The organism is Curtobacterium phoenicis (assembly GCF_047238015.1).
Taxonomy (GTDB): domain Bacteria; phylum Actinomycetota; class Actinomycetes; order Actinomycetales; family Microbacteriaceae; genus Curtobacterium.
The window spans coordinates 2,729,042-2,742,500 of the sequence record NZ_JBDFLZ010000002.1; the positions used below are offsets into that span (position 1 = coordinate 2,729,042).

The 13,459-nt window shown below is 72.7% G+C and carries 10 protein-coding genes; 4 read left to right on the forward strand and 6 right to left on the reverse strand.

The window, feature by feature from the left end; all coding sequences use genetic code 11:
• Positions 1 to 13: 13 nt before the first annotated feature.
• The gene (locus ABC270_RS12960; RefSeq protein WP_412881170.1) at positions 14 to 1,672 is read right to left on the reverse strand and encodes a glycoside hydrolase family 6 protein; all 1,659 of its coding nucleotides are present in this window, start codon (positions 1,670 to 1,672) and stop codon (positions 14 to 16) included.
• Between the two features lie 206 nt (positions 1,673 to 1,878).
• Entirely contained in the window at positions 1,879 to 3,015 is a 1,137-nt protein-coding gene (locus tag ABC270_RS12965) for a 5-(carboxyamino)imidazole ribonucleotide synthase (protein ID WP_412881171.1), read from the reverse strand.
• Positions 3,016 to 3,128: 113 nt separating this feature from the next.
• Here ABC270_RS12965 and ABC270_RS12970 point away from each other — a divergent pair, with 113 nt between their 5' ends.
• Complete coding sequence (locus ABC270_RS12970; RefSeq protein WP_412881172.1) at positions 3,129 to 3,596, forward strand: GtrA family protein; 468 nt, start codon at positions 3,129 to 3,131, stop codon at positions 3,594 to 3,596.
• A 10-nt stretch (positions 3,597 to 3,606) separates the two neighbouring features.
• Positions 3,607 to 5,145, forward strand: coding sequence for an ArnT family glycosyltransferase (locus ABC270_RS12975; RefSeq protein WP_412881173.1), 1,539 nt, complete (start codon positions 3,607 to 3,609; stop codon positions 5,143 to 5,145).
• A 148-nt stretch (positions 5,146 to 5,293) separates the two neighbouring features.
• Here the strand turns inward: ABC270_RS12975 and ABC270_RS12980 are convergent, their stop codons facing one another.
• Positions 5,294 to 6,328, reverse strand: a complete 1,035-nt coding sequence (locus tag ABC270_RS12980) for a lysylphosphatidylglycerol synthase domain-containing protein (protein WP_412881174.1) — start codon at positions 6,326 to 6,328, stop codon at positions 5,294 to 5,296.
• Between the two features lie 79 nt (positions 6,329 to 6,407).
• Positions 6,408 to 8,282 (reverse strand): hypothetical protein, encoded by a 1,875-nt coding sequence (locus tag ABC270_RS12985; RefSeq protein ID WP_412881175.1) that lies wholly within the window; start codon positions 8,280 to 8,282, stop codon positions 6,408 to 6,410.
• A 146-nt stretch (positions 8,283 to 8,428) separates the two neighbouring features.
• Between ABC270_RS12985 and ABC270_RS12990 the strand changes: the two genes are divergently transcribed.
• Positions 8,429 to 9,448 (forward strand): GH25 family lysozyme, encoded by a 1,020-nt coding sequence (locus ABC270_RS12990; RefSeq protein WP_412881176.1) that lies wholly within the window; start codon positions 8,429 to 8,431, stop codon positions 9,446 to 9,448.
• A gap of 85 nt (positions 9,449 to 9,533) precedes the next feature.
• Here ABC270_RS12990 and ABC270_RS12995 read toward each other — a convergent pair whose 3' ends face one another.
• Positions 9,534 to 10,772 carry a polysaccharide pyruvyl transferase family protein gene (locus ABC270_RS12995; protein ID WP_412881177.1) on the reverse strand — a complete coding sequence of 413 codons (1,239 nt, stop codon included), beginning with the start codon at positions 10,770 to 10,772 and terminating at the stop codon, positions 9,534 to 9,536.
• A gap of 49 nt (positions 10,773 to 10,821) precedes the next feature.
• On the opposite strand from ABC270_RS12995, the gene ABC270_RS13000 reads away from it, so the two are divergent.
• On the forward strand, positions 10,822 to 12,000 hold the full coding sequence (locus tag ABC270_RS13000) for a glycosyltransferase (RefSeq protein ID WP_412881178.1): 1,179 nt from the start codon (positions 10,822 to 10,824) through the stop codon (positions 11,998 to 12,000).
• Here the strand turns inward: ABC270_RS13000 and ABC270_RS13005 are convergent.
• The gene (locus ABC270_RS13005; RefSeq protein ID WP_412881179.1) at positions 11,967 to 13,454 is read right to left on the reverse strand and encodes a hypothetical protein; all 1,488 of its coding nucleotides are present in this window, start codon (positions 13,452 to 13,454) and stop codon (positions 11,967 to 11,969) included. The genes ABC270_RS13000 and ABC270_RS13005 overlap by 34 nt on opposite strands.
• Between the last annotated feature and the right edge of the window lie 5 nt (positions 13,455 to 13,459).

A 13,459-nucleotide genomic window follows, 5' to 3' on the forward strand; every position in this document is an offset into this window, starting at 1 on the left:
CGGGCTGCGGCAGCTACCGCACCGTCACGGTCCGGCAGCCGAGCGATCGGTCCCCGCCGGATCCGATGCCGACCGCGACGACGCAGACCTTCCGCTTCCCCGACGCCACGACCGCTGTGACGGCCATGCCGTGCGACGGTCCGACGCCGTGCGCCCGGTCGACGTCGGTTCGACGACCACCCGCGGTGGACGTGCCGACCTGCCGGCCGTCGGCCGTGACCCGGACGCGGACCGCGCGTCCGGTGTCGTCGCGGTCGAACGCCCAGCCACGGACGGCGACCCGGCGGTGACTCGGCGACGAGACCGCGTCGACGCGACCGGTCGGTGCCGCCGCCGCGACGCTGACCGTGCGGCACGGGTCCGATCGACGGTCCGCCCCGCTGCCGGTGTTGCGGGCCACGGCGCAGACGGTGTGCTTCCCGGGCGTCGTGGGCACGACCCCGGTGAACCCGTGGGAGCCGCCGACGCCCCACTGCGCCGCGACGTCCGCGCGTGCCGTGTCTGCGGTGACCGTCCGCACGGAGCGACCGTCGAGCGTGAGGGACACGCCGAGCGCGGTGTCCGGCGCGTCACCGTCGAACGCCCATCCGGTCACGGCGACGCCCCCGGCCGCCGGCACGGCGCGCTCGAGGGACACGTACGGATCGGCCCGGAACGCCCGGGCCGGCTGGACCGCTGGCGACCCGAGCTGCGCCTCCGCCACGAGCGTCCGCGCGAAGGACGGGTACCACTTCCCTGCTGCCGGTCCGCCGTTGCACGTGCCGTCGCTCGCTCCGGGGGTCTTCACCCAGAGCAGCGCGTCGAGGGCGGTGCCGTCCGCGACGACCCGCGGTGCTGCACCGAGTCCGGCTCCGGGCCCGTTGCACCACGTCCCGCGCCATCCCTGCCCGTTGCGCGAGGTGTCGATGACGTAGTGCGAGCCGTCCGTCGCCGCGGACAGCTTCTGCGCGTACGCCTGCTCCTGCGCGGTCGGGTAGTAGTTCGCGACGTTGGTGGAGAACCCGCGCGCGGTGGTCACGCCCGCCTGGCGCAACCGTTCGGCCATCGTCGCGACCGGCACCCAGTTCGAGTTGCCGCCGTCGAGGTACGACGGCACCCCCGCCGCCGTGAACGTCGCGACGGCCCGCTTGAGGATGCGGTACCGCTGCGCGTCGAGGGCAGCGTCGCAGGCCGCGTTGCTGAGCATCGCCAGCGAGTCCGGCTCGACGACGACCGCCGCACGGTGCCCGGTGAGACGCGCTGCGATCTGGTCGATCCAGGCGTCGTACGAGGCCTCGTCCAGTCCGCCCGCCGAGTACCCGCCGCAGTCGCGGTGCGGGATGGCGTAGGTCACGAAGACGGGCGTCGTGCCGGCCTGTTCGGCCGCTGCCACGGCGCGGTCGATGGTCGTCGTCAGCGTCGTCCCCTGCGTCCAGTCGCCGAGCCAGATCGCCACCGGGTACCGCGCGATGGTGGCCGCCGCGGCGGCGCCGTCCGGGTCGGAGCTGCGGAGCGCGTCAGCGGCCTTCGCGGCCTCGCTCGTCGCGGAGCGGTAGGGACCGCCGGCGAACAGACTGGTCGACGCTGCGCTCCGGACGGTGGGCGTCGCGGCGTCGGCGGTCGACGGGATCCCGACGGCGCTGACGACGGTGGTGAGGACTGCGGCGGCGCCGAGGACGGCGAGGCTGCGCATGCGGGCTCCCTGGGTGCTCGGACCGGCCCCCTGGCCGGTCGGAGCGTCCATGACAACACGTGCTGCGCACATGCCGACACACGCCAGATCGGGTGCCACCCGAGCGGGTGTCCGCACTTCTGCGGACCGGCTCGGAGACGGCCTGGAGGCGCGTGGCGGGCCCGCCCCGAGCCTCCTGGCCGTCTCCTGGTCGCTCCGCGCGATCCTCAGTCGTCGAAGTGCGCCGCTGCGGCGCGCGCCCGGTACACGACGTCGTCGACGTCGTCACCGACGACGGTGACGTGTCCGATCTTCCGACCCGGCCTCGGCGCCTTGCCGTAGAAGTGGTACTTCGCCTCCGGGAAGGCGGCGAGCGCCCCCGGGTACCGGGCGGCGAGGTCGCCGTCCGCCGGGCCCCCGAGCACGTTGATCATGACCGCGGCGGGCGCGTGCATGCCCGTCGCGCCGAGGGGCAGGTCGAGCACGGCGCGGAGGTGCTGCTCGAACTGGCTCGTCGTGGCACCGTCGATCGTCCAGTGCCCGGTGTTGTGCGGCCGCATCGCGAGCTCGTTGATGAGGATCCGCTCGTCGGACGTCTGGAACAGTTCGACCGCGAGGACGCCGGTCACGCCGAGTTCCTCGGCGATGCGCACCGCGATCTCCTCGGTCAGGTCCGCGATGCGTCCGGCGCTGTCCGACGCCGGTGCGAACACCTCGGCGCAGACCCCGTCCTGCTGCACGGTCTCGACGAGCGGCCACGCGACCACCTCGCCGGAGGGACGCCGGGCGACCGACTGCGCGAGCTCGCGCGTGAACGGGACGAGCTCCTCCACCAGGAGCGCCTGCCCGTCACCGGCCTCCGCGACGGCGATGAACCAGTCCTCGACCTCGGACGGGTCCGCGACGACGCGGACGCCCTTGCCGTCGTAGCCACCGCGGGCGGTCTTCACCACGGCGCGGCCGCCGTGGTCGTCGAGGAAGGCGCGGAGCTCGTCGGGATCGTGCACGGCGGCCCAGTCCGGCACGGGCAGGCCGAGCTCGGACAGTCGACGTCGCATCGTGATCTTGTCCTGGGCCACGGCGAGCGGCTCCGGGCCGGGCCGGACGGCGACACCCGCGTCGACGAGCGCGCGGAGGACGTCCTGCGGGACGTGCTCGTGGTCGAAGGTGACGACGTCCACGTCCCGTGCGAACGCGAGGACCGTCTCGGCGTCGTGGTAGTCACCCTCGGCCGTCGCCGCGATGCCGGCCGACATGCCCGGCCCCTCGGCGAGCACGCGGATGTCGATGCCCAGTTCCAGTGCCGCCGGCACCATCATCCGTGCCAGCTGTCCCCCGCCGATGACCCCGACCCGCAACGCCATGCTGTGTGTTCCCTCCGTCGCTCTCACCGAACCGGCCGAGCGCTCTGTCTAGAATCGACCTCCGGGCCGTCCGCTGGGCGGCCCGTGACAACTCTACGGACCCTGGAGACACCGTGCGCCGACTCATCGCCCAGCTCGCCCGCTTCGGGGTGGTCGGTGCCGTGGGCTTCGTGGTCGACACCGCGGTGTTCAACCTGCTGCGGTTCACGGTCCTCGATCCGGCGGACATCCACTCGGGCCCGTTCTGGGCGAAGGTGATCTCGACCGTCGTCGCGATCTTCGTGAACTGGATGGGCAACCGGTACTGGACCTTCCGCGACCAGCGCCGTGCCGTCGCGACGCGGGAGGGCATCGAGTTCGTGGTCGTGTCGCTCGGCGGCATGGTGATCGCGCTCGCGACCCTCGGCGTCTCGCACTACGCGATGGGGCTGACCTCGGCGCTCGCGGACAACGTCGCGAACATCATCGGCCTCGGGCTCGGCACGGTCTTCCGCTTCTGGCTCTACAAGGTGTGGGTGTACCACCCCGAGCGCACCGCCGCACCGGTCACGGACCCCGTCCGCACCGAGGTCGCCCCGTAGCATCGGAACCGTGACCCCCGAGGACCGCCCACCCGCCGTCGCACGCTGGGAGCGGGTCGCGATCGCGGTCGTGACGGCCACCTTCGGTCTGTGGCTCGCTGCGTGGGCCCTGCTCGTCCCGGTGTTCCAGGCGCCGGACGAGACGGCGCACATCGACGCTGCCGTGCACCTCGCGCTCGGTGATGCGTGGGCGGCACCCGGCGACCTCATGGTCACGCAGGCGGTCCTCGTCGCGAAACAGCAGCAGGCGACCCAGCCCTCCGACGAGTGGGCGACGGTCACCGAGCTGCTCCGGACGTTCCCGGGACCGTCGACGACCGTCAACCAGATGACCCAGCACCCGCCGACCGCGTACCTGGTGGGTGCGGCGGTCCTGCGGGCCGTCCACTACGGCGACCTGCGGTGGGACCACGCCTTCCTCGCGCTGCGGTTCGCCGACGTGGCGATGGTCACCGCGCTGCCGTTGCTCGCGTGGGCGGCGGTGCGTCGCGTCACCCGGTCGCCCCGTGCCGCCCTCGTCGGCGGCCTCGCGGTGTTCGCCTCCCCCGAGCTCGCGTCGATCGGGTCCTCGGTGTCGAACGACGCCCCCGTCCTGCTGCTCGCGGGCGTGACGGTGCTCCTCGCGACGCGACTGCTCACGGGTGACCTCCGCTGGCGGACCGCCCTCGGGCTCGCCGTGGCGCTCGGGGCGCTCGTGTGGGTCAAGGGGACGGGGCTGCCCGCGGTGCCGTTCGTGGGCGTCGTGGTGCTGTTCGCCGGCGCCGGGGTGCTCGGCTGGGGCGCGCGCGTCCTCCGCACGGTGGTGGTGCTCGGCGTCACCGGGGCGATCGGCGCGTGGTGGTGGGTGCACAACGTCGTCGCGTACGGCCGGGTCCAACCGAACGGCTACACGGCGATGCGGCCGCCGAAGGACTTCCCCCCGGGTGAGCACCCGACGCTCGGGCACTTCCTCGACGTCAGCTGGGGCACCCTCACCCGGACCTTCTGGGGCAGCTTCGGTGCGCGGGCGCAGGTGAGCATCGGCGACCTCCTGACCGCCGTCGTCACCGTCGTCGTCCTCGTGGTGCTCGTCGGTTGGGCGTTCCGGCGGGGGCCCGAGCTCCGCGCGGTGCTCTGTCTGGCGGTGTTCCCCGCGCTGCTCATCGGCATCCAGAACCGCACGAGCGCACACTCGTACCTGACGACCACCGAGGTCGCGGCGACGCAGGGCCGGTACTACTTCCCCGCGATCGTCTGCCTCGTCGTGCTGAGCGCGGTCGCGTGGCGTCGGCTCGTGCCCGCGGGACGACCCCGTGCCGTCGCGGCGACGGTCCTCGCCGTCCTGCTGCCCGGGCTCGGGGTCTACGGGTTCGCGGTGGCGGCGGCGTGGTTCTGGAACGCGGCGGTGTTCCCGGTCACGGGCCGGGGGCTCCTGCGGTGGACCGAGGTCGGGCCGGTGCCTGCGGTGGTGCTCGTCGCGCTCGTCGTCCTGGCCTGCGCCGGGATGGTGTGGTCGGTGGTGCTCGTCGCGCGCGCCGGTGCCCGTCGGACAGCGGCCGTGGGGGCCTGACGCAGGCGGGGGCCGTCACGGCCTGACGCAGGCGGGGCCGTCACGCCGTCATGCCGCAGGAACGTGACCCGGGCGGGCCGCCGGAGCGTGACGAGGACGGGGTCGCCACGTCCGCAGTCGCGTGCCGGCGGACCACGGTGCCCCGCCGTCAGGCCGCCGGTGCCCCGTCGTGCACCACCGACGCGTCGTCGGTGGGTCGTCCGCGACCGAACCAGGTCGGCACCGCCGCGCAGAGCAGGAACAGCGCGTCGACCCCGAGGCTCCAGACGCGCGTCACGACCACGACGACGAGGGCGATCGACGGCGGCATCACGAGCGAGAGCAGCAGTGCCTGCACACCCTCACGCACGCCGAGGCCCCCGGGCGCGAACACGGCGAGCATGCTGATCGCCGACGCCATGCTCGCGGCACCGATGACGAAGGCCGCGTCGGTGCCCTTGAGTGACGGGTACACCGCGAGGGTGATGAAGTAGTAGGCGCTGCCCGACAGGATCGCGCCCGCGACGTACAGCCCGGCGCCGCCGAGCACGGTGCCGAGCCCGGGTCGCACGTCGTCCTCGAGCGGCTTGCGACGCAGGATCTTCAGCGCGAGCCCGATGAGCCAGACGAAGACCTGCGGGACGAGACACACGACGCACCCGACGAACGCGGCGATCATGAGCGCGATGAGCCACCCGTCCAGGTTGTGCGTCCGGGGGTCGACGAGCAGGAGGACGAGGGCGAGCGCGAGGGTCGCGGCGATCTGCAGGGCCCCCTCGAGCAGCCCGCTGACGCCGAGGCGGGCTTTGGACACACCGTGCTTCGACGCGAAGTAGACCTTCCCGATGATCCACGTCGCGGCACCCGGGATGTAGCGGCCCATCCAGGACTTCGCGTACACGTAGGTCAACGTGACGCCGCTGCCCTTGAGCCCGGTCGCGCCGAGTCGGCGGAGCAGGTAGAACCAGATCCCGACGCCCCAGTACCGGAAGCCGAGGCTGATGAGCGTCGCGACGGCCACCCACCCCCAGTTCCACCGGACGCCGGACAGTTGCGCCCAGTCGACACTGCGGACGTACAGGACGAGGAACACCGCGAGCAGCACGTAGAACGCGATCGGGATCGCCTTCGTGAGGAACCGGCGGAGGCCGGGCCGACGCTTCCCCTCGGGTGCGGGGGCGTCGCTGCTGGTGCTGTCGGACAAACGGTTCTCCTGCGGTCGGGGCTCACGACATGGTAGTCGCCGTCAGCGGAGGTCCCGCCGTGCGAGCCCACGGTGACGCTCAGCGATCGAGCTTGATGATCTCGACGCGGCACGCACGCGTGCGGTCGCTGGCGGAGTCGCCCGTGCACGGGATGTCCGCGGTGAAGGTGCCGACGAGCGTGCCCGCCTGCGAGTAGTCGCGCTCCGCACGCTCCGCGGGGTCGTACTGGAAGAAGTACTCGATGCCCTGCTCGCGGAAGACGGCGCGCTGCGCCGCCGACGTGTAGTTGTAGCCCTGCCCCGAGCGGCCGAACATGCGGGTGTCCGTCAGGAAGGCGAGCGAGGCGAGTCCGCGCGTGTTCGTCCCGACGACGTTCGAGCCGCGCGGCAGCACGCCGCTCGCGGTGATCTCGTCCGCGAGCCGGACCAGTTCGGGGACCTGCGTCGGTCCGGTCACGTCGAGCGGCTGGGCACTCGCCACCGACGCGATGAACGGCGCGGGGTGCCCCAACCAGTTCTGCGAGAACGACGCGAGCGGGACGACGGCGATCCCGACGCAGGCGACCACGATCCGGACCACGCCGCGCCGCCGGACGAACCGCCACACCGTCGGCAGCATGAGCGCGGCGAGGAGGGTCGAGAGGTAGAACAGCGGCCAGTAGTACCGCGGGTTGCCGCCGCCGCTCGAGGACGACGTGATGAGGGCGTACCCGACGAAGTAGACGAGCGTGGTCGCGGCCGTGAGGCAGGCGAACGCGTACCGGCGGAAGCGGACGACCCCGACGACGAGGGCCGCCGTGAAGAGGAGACCGATCGGCACCGCGAAGGGCGCGAACGAGGCGATGCGGTTGAGGTAGAAGGGGAAGGCGAAGACCCGCTGCTCGACGTAGTACTGCGCGCGGGCGAGGATCCCGGATTCCTTCGTCACGGTCGGTGCCGCGTCGGCCGACGGGTCGGACGCGGTCGGGGCCGGCGACGCGCTCGGGTCGGGGTTCTCCGCGACGCCCTGCATGTAGACCGACTTCGTGAAGTCCTCGTTCGCGGTGACCGCGTGCGGGTTCGGCGGCACCGGGAGCCAGGGCCAGTCCCCCGACCGCGAGCCGGCGTCGAACTTCGAACTGATGTTCACGTCGAGCGACGACCCGAGCGTCGGGTACCCGTACTTGTGCGTGAGCGCGCCCACCCAGGGAGCCGCCAGGACCACCGCCACGACCACGGCCGTCGCCGCGGTCGGCCACCAGCGGAACGCCGGCTCGCGACGTCGTGCGGCGGACCAGGCGCGGAGGAGCATCCAGACGACGAACGAGCCGATCACCACCGGGACGAGGAACAGCTTGACGAAGTAGCCGGCGGCGATCGCGATGCCGAGGACGACGCCGGCGACGATGCGGATCCGGAGCGAGCCGGTCCGGACGCGGTCGGCCCAGCGGAGGGCCCAGAGCCAGACCACGACCCACGCGACCACGAGGAGGTCGGGGGTCTGGACCGACACTGTCGCCATCAGCGCGGGCGTCGCCGCGACCATGTAGACGAGCGCCGGCACGACCCGGTGGACCTGCGACCAGACGACCCACGCGCCGACACCGAGCACGACGGTCGCGGCCGAGAGGTTGACCACGAGGAACGCGGACGGCAGCCCGACCCCGGCGGCGATGAGCGGCGCCATGAGCCAGGACACCATCGGCGACCAGTAGGCGTTGACCGCGTCCCCGAACCACCCGTGCGCGTAGTCGCGCGCGATCGACATGTACGAGATGCCGTCGACGTTCGTGACGCCGAGCCGCTGGTGGTACCCGACGGCCGCGGTGAGTCCGGTGCCGACGAGGAGGACGACGGCCATCGACACGAACACGAGCACCGTGCGGAGACGACTGGTCGTGCGCTCGTGGTGCCGCTCGAAGTGGAGGTCGAGCGCTTCGCGGGCGGCTGGCGTCGTCACGGTCACGTCAGCCATCTTCGCATCCGCGCGGCGCTCTCCTCACCAGCGGAGGTCGCGGTGCGCTGTCCACCGGGATCACCGTCACGTGTCGGGTAGCATCGCTCGGACGTGGCGCGGGGATGACAGGGCCCTGCGCCGACTCGACGAGGAGGGTGGGCAGCATGCGCGCCACCAGGAGCAGGTCGATCGGCATCGGGGTGGCTGCGGTCGTGGCCGGGGCACTCGTGCTCGGGACCGGTCAGGCACACGCCGAGACGCCGACCCCGACGCCGACGCCGAGCGGGCTCAGCACGCCGACGACGAGCGGCGGCAGCACGCCGACACCCGAGCGCGTCGCCACGCCGACGCCGGGATCCACCGACACGACGACGTCGATCGCCGAGATGGACCGCACCGGCAACCACCAGATGGGGGCCGGCATCGCCCGCTTCGCCGGGGAGCGGGAACTCACGACGGTCGTGCCGCAGGCGTCCTCGGCCGCGGGCGCACGTACGCAGGCGACCGCGCAGGCCGCGACCGCCGGCGGTCCGCCCCCCGGCAAGATCCAGGGCTTCGACATCAGTGCCTGGCAGCCGAACGTGAACTTCCGCAACGCGTACAACGCGGGGGCCCGGTTCGCGTACATCAAGGCGACGGAGGGCGTCTCCTACGTCAGCCCGGTGTACAAGGAGCACTACGCCACCGCACGCACGCGCAACATCATCCGCGGCGGCTACGTCTACGCGCAGCCCAGCCAGGCGAGCGGTGCCGCGACCGCGAACTTCTTCTTCGCGAACGGCGGCGGGTGGAGCGCCGACGGCCTCACGTTGCCGCCGCTGCTCGACATCGAGTACGGCAGCGCCGCACAGGGCGTCTGCTACGGGAAGTCGTGGGCGGACATGCGGAGCTGGATCAAGGACTTCTCGAACACGGTCCACAAGAAGATCGGGCGCTACCCGCTGATCTACACGACGACGGACTGGTGGAAGCGCTGCACGAACAACAGCAGCCAGTTCCAGGACAACCCGCTGTTCGTGGCGCTCTACCCGGTGAAGGACTTCACCAACCCGGGCACGGTCGGCAACAGCTGGAAGAACTACTCGTTCTGGCAGTGGGCGTCGAGCGGACCGCTCCCCGGTGACCAGGACGTCTACCGCAGCACGATGACGAACCTCAAGAAGATGGCGACCCGGCGCGACTGACCCGCGTCGCCGTGCGGACGGGCGGGACGACGGACGGGAGGCGCGGTGCCGGCTGGCACCGCGCCTCCCGTCCGTCGTGGTCGCGTCAGCGACCGGTACGGGACTCGATCCCGCGCGTCGCCGCTGCGAAGTCCGCGTCGAGGCGCGTCGCCATCGACGCGACGCCCTCCGCGAGCTGCGCCGTGACGGTGTCGCGCTGCGCGTCGAGGTCCTCGAGGAGGGCGGTGACGTCGTCGACGAAGCCCGGCTCGAGCGCCGACTCGATCGGCTTCGAGTAGGCCTGCTGACCCATCTGCTCGAAGAACAGCCGGCCCTTGTCGACGTAGTAGAGGACGGCGGCGGGGACGCCCGCGATGGTGCCGACGATCGCGGAGTGGAGTCGGCTCGCGAGGAACAGCCGGCTGCGCGACATGAGGCCGGCGTACTCCGACGGGGAGAACACGTCGGCCTCGACGACGTGCGTGCGGTCGCGGTGCCGCATGAGCGCGATGACCTCGCGGGCGAAGGCGGCGTCACCCTCGGACGCCTCCATGTGCATCGGGTAGAAGACGACGTCGGCGTCCCAGCGCTCGACCTGCCGGTCGGCCAGGTCGGCGAGCGCCTGCCGGTAGGTCACGAGGCGGTCGCTGTCCACCCCGGTCTGACGGAACCGCTTCGGCAGGAAGCGGAACGGGATCCACCCGCTGCGCTTGTAGTGGAACCAGCGGCGGACGCCGAAGCCGATCGAGCCCTCGAGCCGATCGGCGGTGAGCCCGGTGGACCGCTCGAGCCGTTCGAGGACGTCCGCGTCGGGCTCCGTGACCGTGCCGACGACCGCGGGGTCGAACGAGGAGACGACGGGGGTGCGGACGCCCCAGGCGAGGAGCTTCTCGCGGGACTCGTCGTCACGCACCGCGAAGGACCGGCAGAGGTCGACCGTCGCGCGGATGAGGCGCTTGCTGACGCCCGCCGAGGTCGGCCCGATGCCCTGGAACGCCCCGACGAGGTTCCGGTTGACCGCGCGGACGAGCAGCATCTTGCCGAACCAGTACACGAGGCCGAGCTTGTTCGTGTAGTCCTTGAGGATCTCGCCGCCGCCCCAGAGGACGACGTCCGCGCCGCGGGCCGCGCGCAGCAGGGAGACGAGGTCGCCGATCCCGGTGCTGTACGGCGACACCGGCAGGAACCGGATCCCGAACCAGGCGCCGTCCCGCTCGGGGTACTGCGAGAGCGAGACGATCTCGGCGTCGGGCCACCGGCGGCGGACGAGCTCGACGTTCCCGGCGAGGATCGCCCGGTCGCCTCGGTTGTGGGGCGAATCGCTATTGTGGATCAGTACGCGCACGGGTCGAGAGCCTACCGGTCCCGCCCGGCACGACCTCGGAAAGGCAGCCTTGTCCCGCAGCTCACGTCCCCGTCTGCTCGTCCTCGGATCGACCTTCCCGGCGCGTCCGGACGACGGGGTCCCCGCGTTCGTGCTCGACCTCGCCCACCAGGAGGCGACCGAGTTCGACACGCTCGTCCTCACGCCCCGGGTGCCGGACGGAGCGGCACGCGAGGAGATCGGCGCCGTGCACGTCCGCCGGTTCCCGTACTTCCCGAAGGCCTTCGAGGACCTCGCCGACGGTGCCATCCTCGACAACCTCAAGGAGCAGCGGACGCGTCTGGTCCAGGTCCCGGCGCTCGTGCTCGCGCAGTACCGCGCCGTGCGCGCCGCCGTGCGGTCCGGGCGGCCGGACGTCATCCACGCCCACTGGGCGATCCCCCAGGGGCTCGTCGCGACCCTCGCCGCCCCCGGGGTCCCGCTCGTCGTCACGACGCACGGCGGGGACATCTACGCCCTGCGCGCGGCACCGCTGGTGCGGCTGAAGCGCTGGATCTTCGGCCGCGCCGCCCACGTCACGACCGTGAACTCCGAGATGCGCGACCGCCTCACCGAGTGGGGTGTGCCCGAGGACCGCTCGACCGTGATCCCGATGGGCGTCGACCTCGAGCCCGCCCGCGCTGCCCGCGCCCGGACCGCGCCGCAGGAGCACCACGTGGTGGCCGTCGGTCGGCTCGTCGAGAAGAAGGGCTTCGGCAACCTCATCGAGGCGCTCCGTGGACTCGGCGAGGACGTCCCGTGGCGGCTCACCGTCGTCGGCGACGGCCCGTACCGCGCCCAGCTCGAACGGCAGGCCACCGGGCTCCCCGTCGCGTTCACCGGTCAGCGCGGCCGCACCGAGGTCCTCGACACGCTCGCCTCGGCCACGGTCGTCGCGGTCCCGTCGATCCCGGCGGTGAACGGCGACCAGGAGGGGCTCCCGGTGACGCTGCTCGAGGCCGCCGCCGTCGGTTCGGCGATCGTCGCGAGTGACCTCCCCGGCATCCGCGACGTGGTGAGCGACGACGATTCGGGCCTGCTGGTCGCCCCGGGTGACGTGCCCGCACTCCGCGCAGCGCTCCACCGGCTGCTGACCGACAGCACGGCGCGTGCTCGCTACCGGGAGCGCGCAGCGGCGTCCGCCGCCGAGTTCTCCACGGAGCGGATCGGCGAGCGCTACCGCGCCGTGCTCCGGGCCGCGATGCGCTGAGTCCCGACCGCCTCGTCGGTCCCACCGCGCGACCACACCGTCAGGAGCTCACCGACGACGAAGAGCACGAGGGTCACCACCCCGAGGACGCCGGCCGCGACGGACGCGCCGACGACGACGGTGCCGGAGTGCGCCACCAGGGTGTTGCCGGCGTCGTCGAACAGGGACCAGATCGCGACCGCGGCGGTCAGCGACCAGGCCGGGACGAGGACGATCGCCGCGCGCTGGACGCACCGGAGCCCTGCCGCGACGGCGAGCAGCACCGGCATCAGGACGCCGAGCGTGTAGCGACTGTTGGGGGCTCCGCCGCCCGCGACGTACCGGATCTCCACGACGACGTAGAGCACCAGCACCGCGACGAACATCGCCACCACGAGCGCCCTGGGCCAGCCCTCGCCGTCGGACACCTGCGCGGCTGCCGTCAGCCGACGCCGGACGACGACCACCGCGACGAGCACGAGTCCGAGCAGTGCGAGCACCACGGGGACGAGCAGCAGGACCCACGGCAGCGCGCCGTTGACGTCGAGCGCGCCGCGGTACACCGCCCCGAGCTGCTGCCAGAAACCCTTCGTGCGGACGACGACCGACTCGGGGATCTTGGGCCGGGGCGTCGAGCCGGGCCACGGCTTCGGGCGACCGCTGAAGCTCCCGGTCAGGATCTCGTTCCGGACGTAGAACCAGCCTGACGCGGCCGCGGCGGCGACCACCGGGCCCAGTGCGACGAGCACCCGCCCCCACACCCCGCGCAGGCGCGGGACGCGGATCGACCGCGCGAACACGAACGCCACCACGATCGCGACGAACCAGAGGGCGAAGGACAGCCGCGTGGTCATGCCGGCGGCGGCCACCAGGGACCCACCGACGAGGAGCCGCGTCGTCACGCCGGACCGCAGGGCCGCGCCGGCGACGCCGCAGCCGAGGACCCCGACGAGGGCGGACAGTGCGTCGTTGTAGACGACGCCGCCCTGCACGACCAGGAGCGGCGTGGACGCGGCGACGACGGCGACGGTGGCCGGCAGCCGTCGTGCACCGGGGAAGCACCGTGCCGCGGCCCACGCTGCGGCGGGCACCACGAGGGCGACGATCACGGCGTCGACGAGCCGCGCGGCGAGCACCGCCTGCAGGGGGTGGCCGGTGTCGACGAGCGGTCCGACGACCGGGGCGAGCAGGAGGTAGAAGAGCGGCGGGTGCTGCGCGACCCACTGCACCGGCGGGGTCGAGCCGAATCCCGGCCGGAACCGGACGCCGTCGAGCAGCTGCGGCAGCTGCCCGTGCCAGACCCGCAGGGCGTAGTCGACGTGCGCCGGTTCGTCGGCGCTGCTCAGGGGCAGCCCCGAGAAGCTGCGCGCCACCGACGCGAGGAGCAGGAACAGCGTCGCGGCGAGCACGACGGGCGTCGCCCAGTCACGCCCGCGGAGTCCGCTGACGAGGAAGGTGCCGATGCGGTCCCGCATGCGGG

What these genes read in the sequence shown, in the direction of transcription:
- ABC270_RS12990 (WP_412881176.1), top strand. Translation starts at nt 8,429, where the DNA reads ATGCGCGCCACCAGGAGCAGGTCGATCGGCATCGGGGTGGCTGCGGTC.
- ABC270_RS13005 (WP_412881179.1), bottom strand. Translation starts at nt 13,454, where the DNA reads ATGCGGGACCGCATCGGCACCTTCCTCGTCAGCGGACTCCGCGGGCGT.
- ABC270_RS12960 (WP_412881170.1), bottom strand. Translation starts at nt 1,672, where the DNA reads ATGCGCAGCCTCGCCGTCCTCGGCGCCGCCGCAGTCCTCACCACCGTC.
- ABC270_RS12965 (WP_412881171.1), bottom strand. Translation starts at nt 3,015, where the DNA reads ATGGCGTTGCGGGTCGGGGTCATCGGCGGGGGACAGCTGGCACGGATG.
- ABC270_RS12985 (WP_412881175.1), bottom strand. Translation starts at nt 8,282, where the DNA reads ATGGCTGACGTGACCGTGACGACGCCAGCCGCCCGCGAAGCGCTCGAC.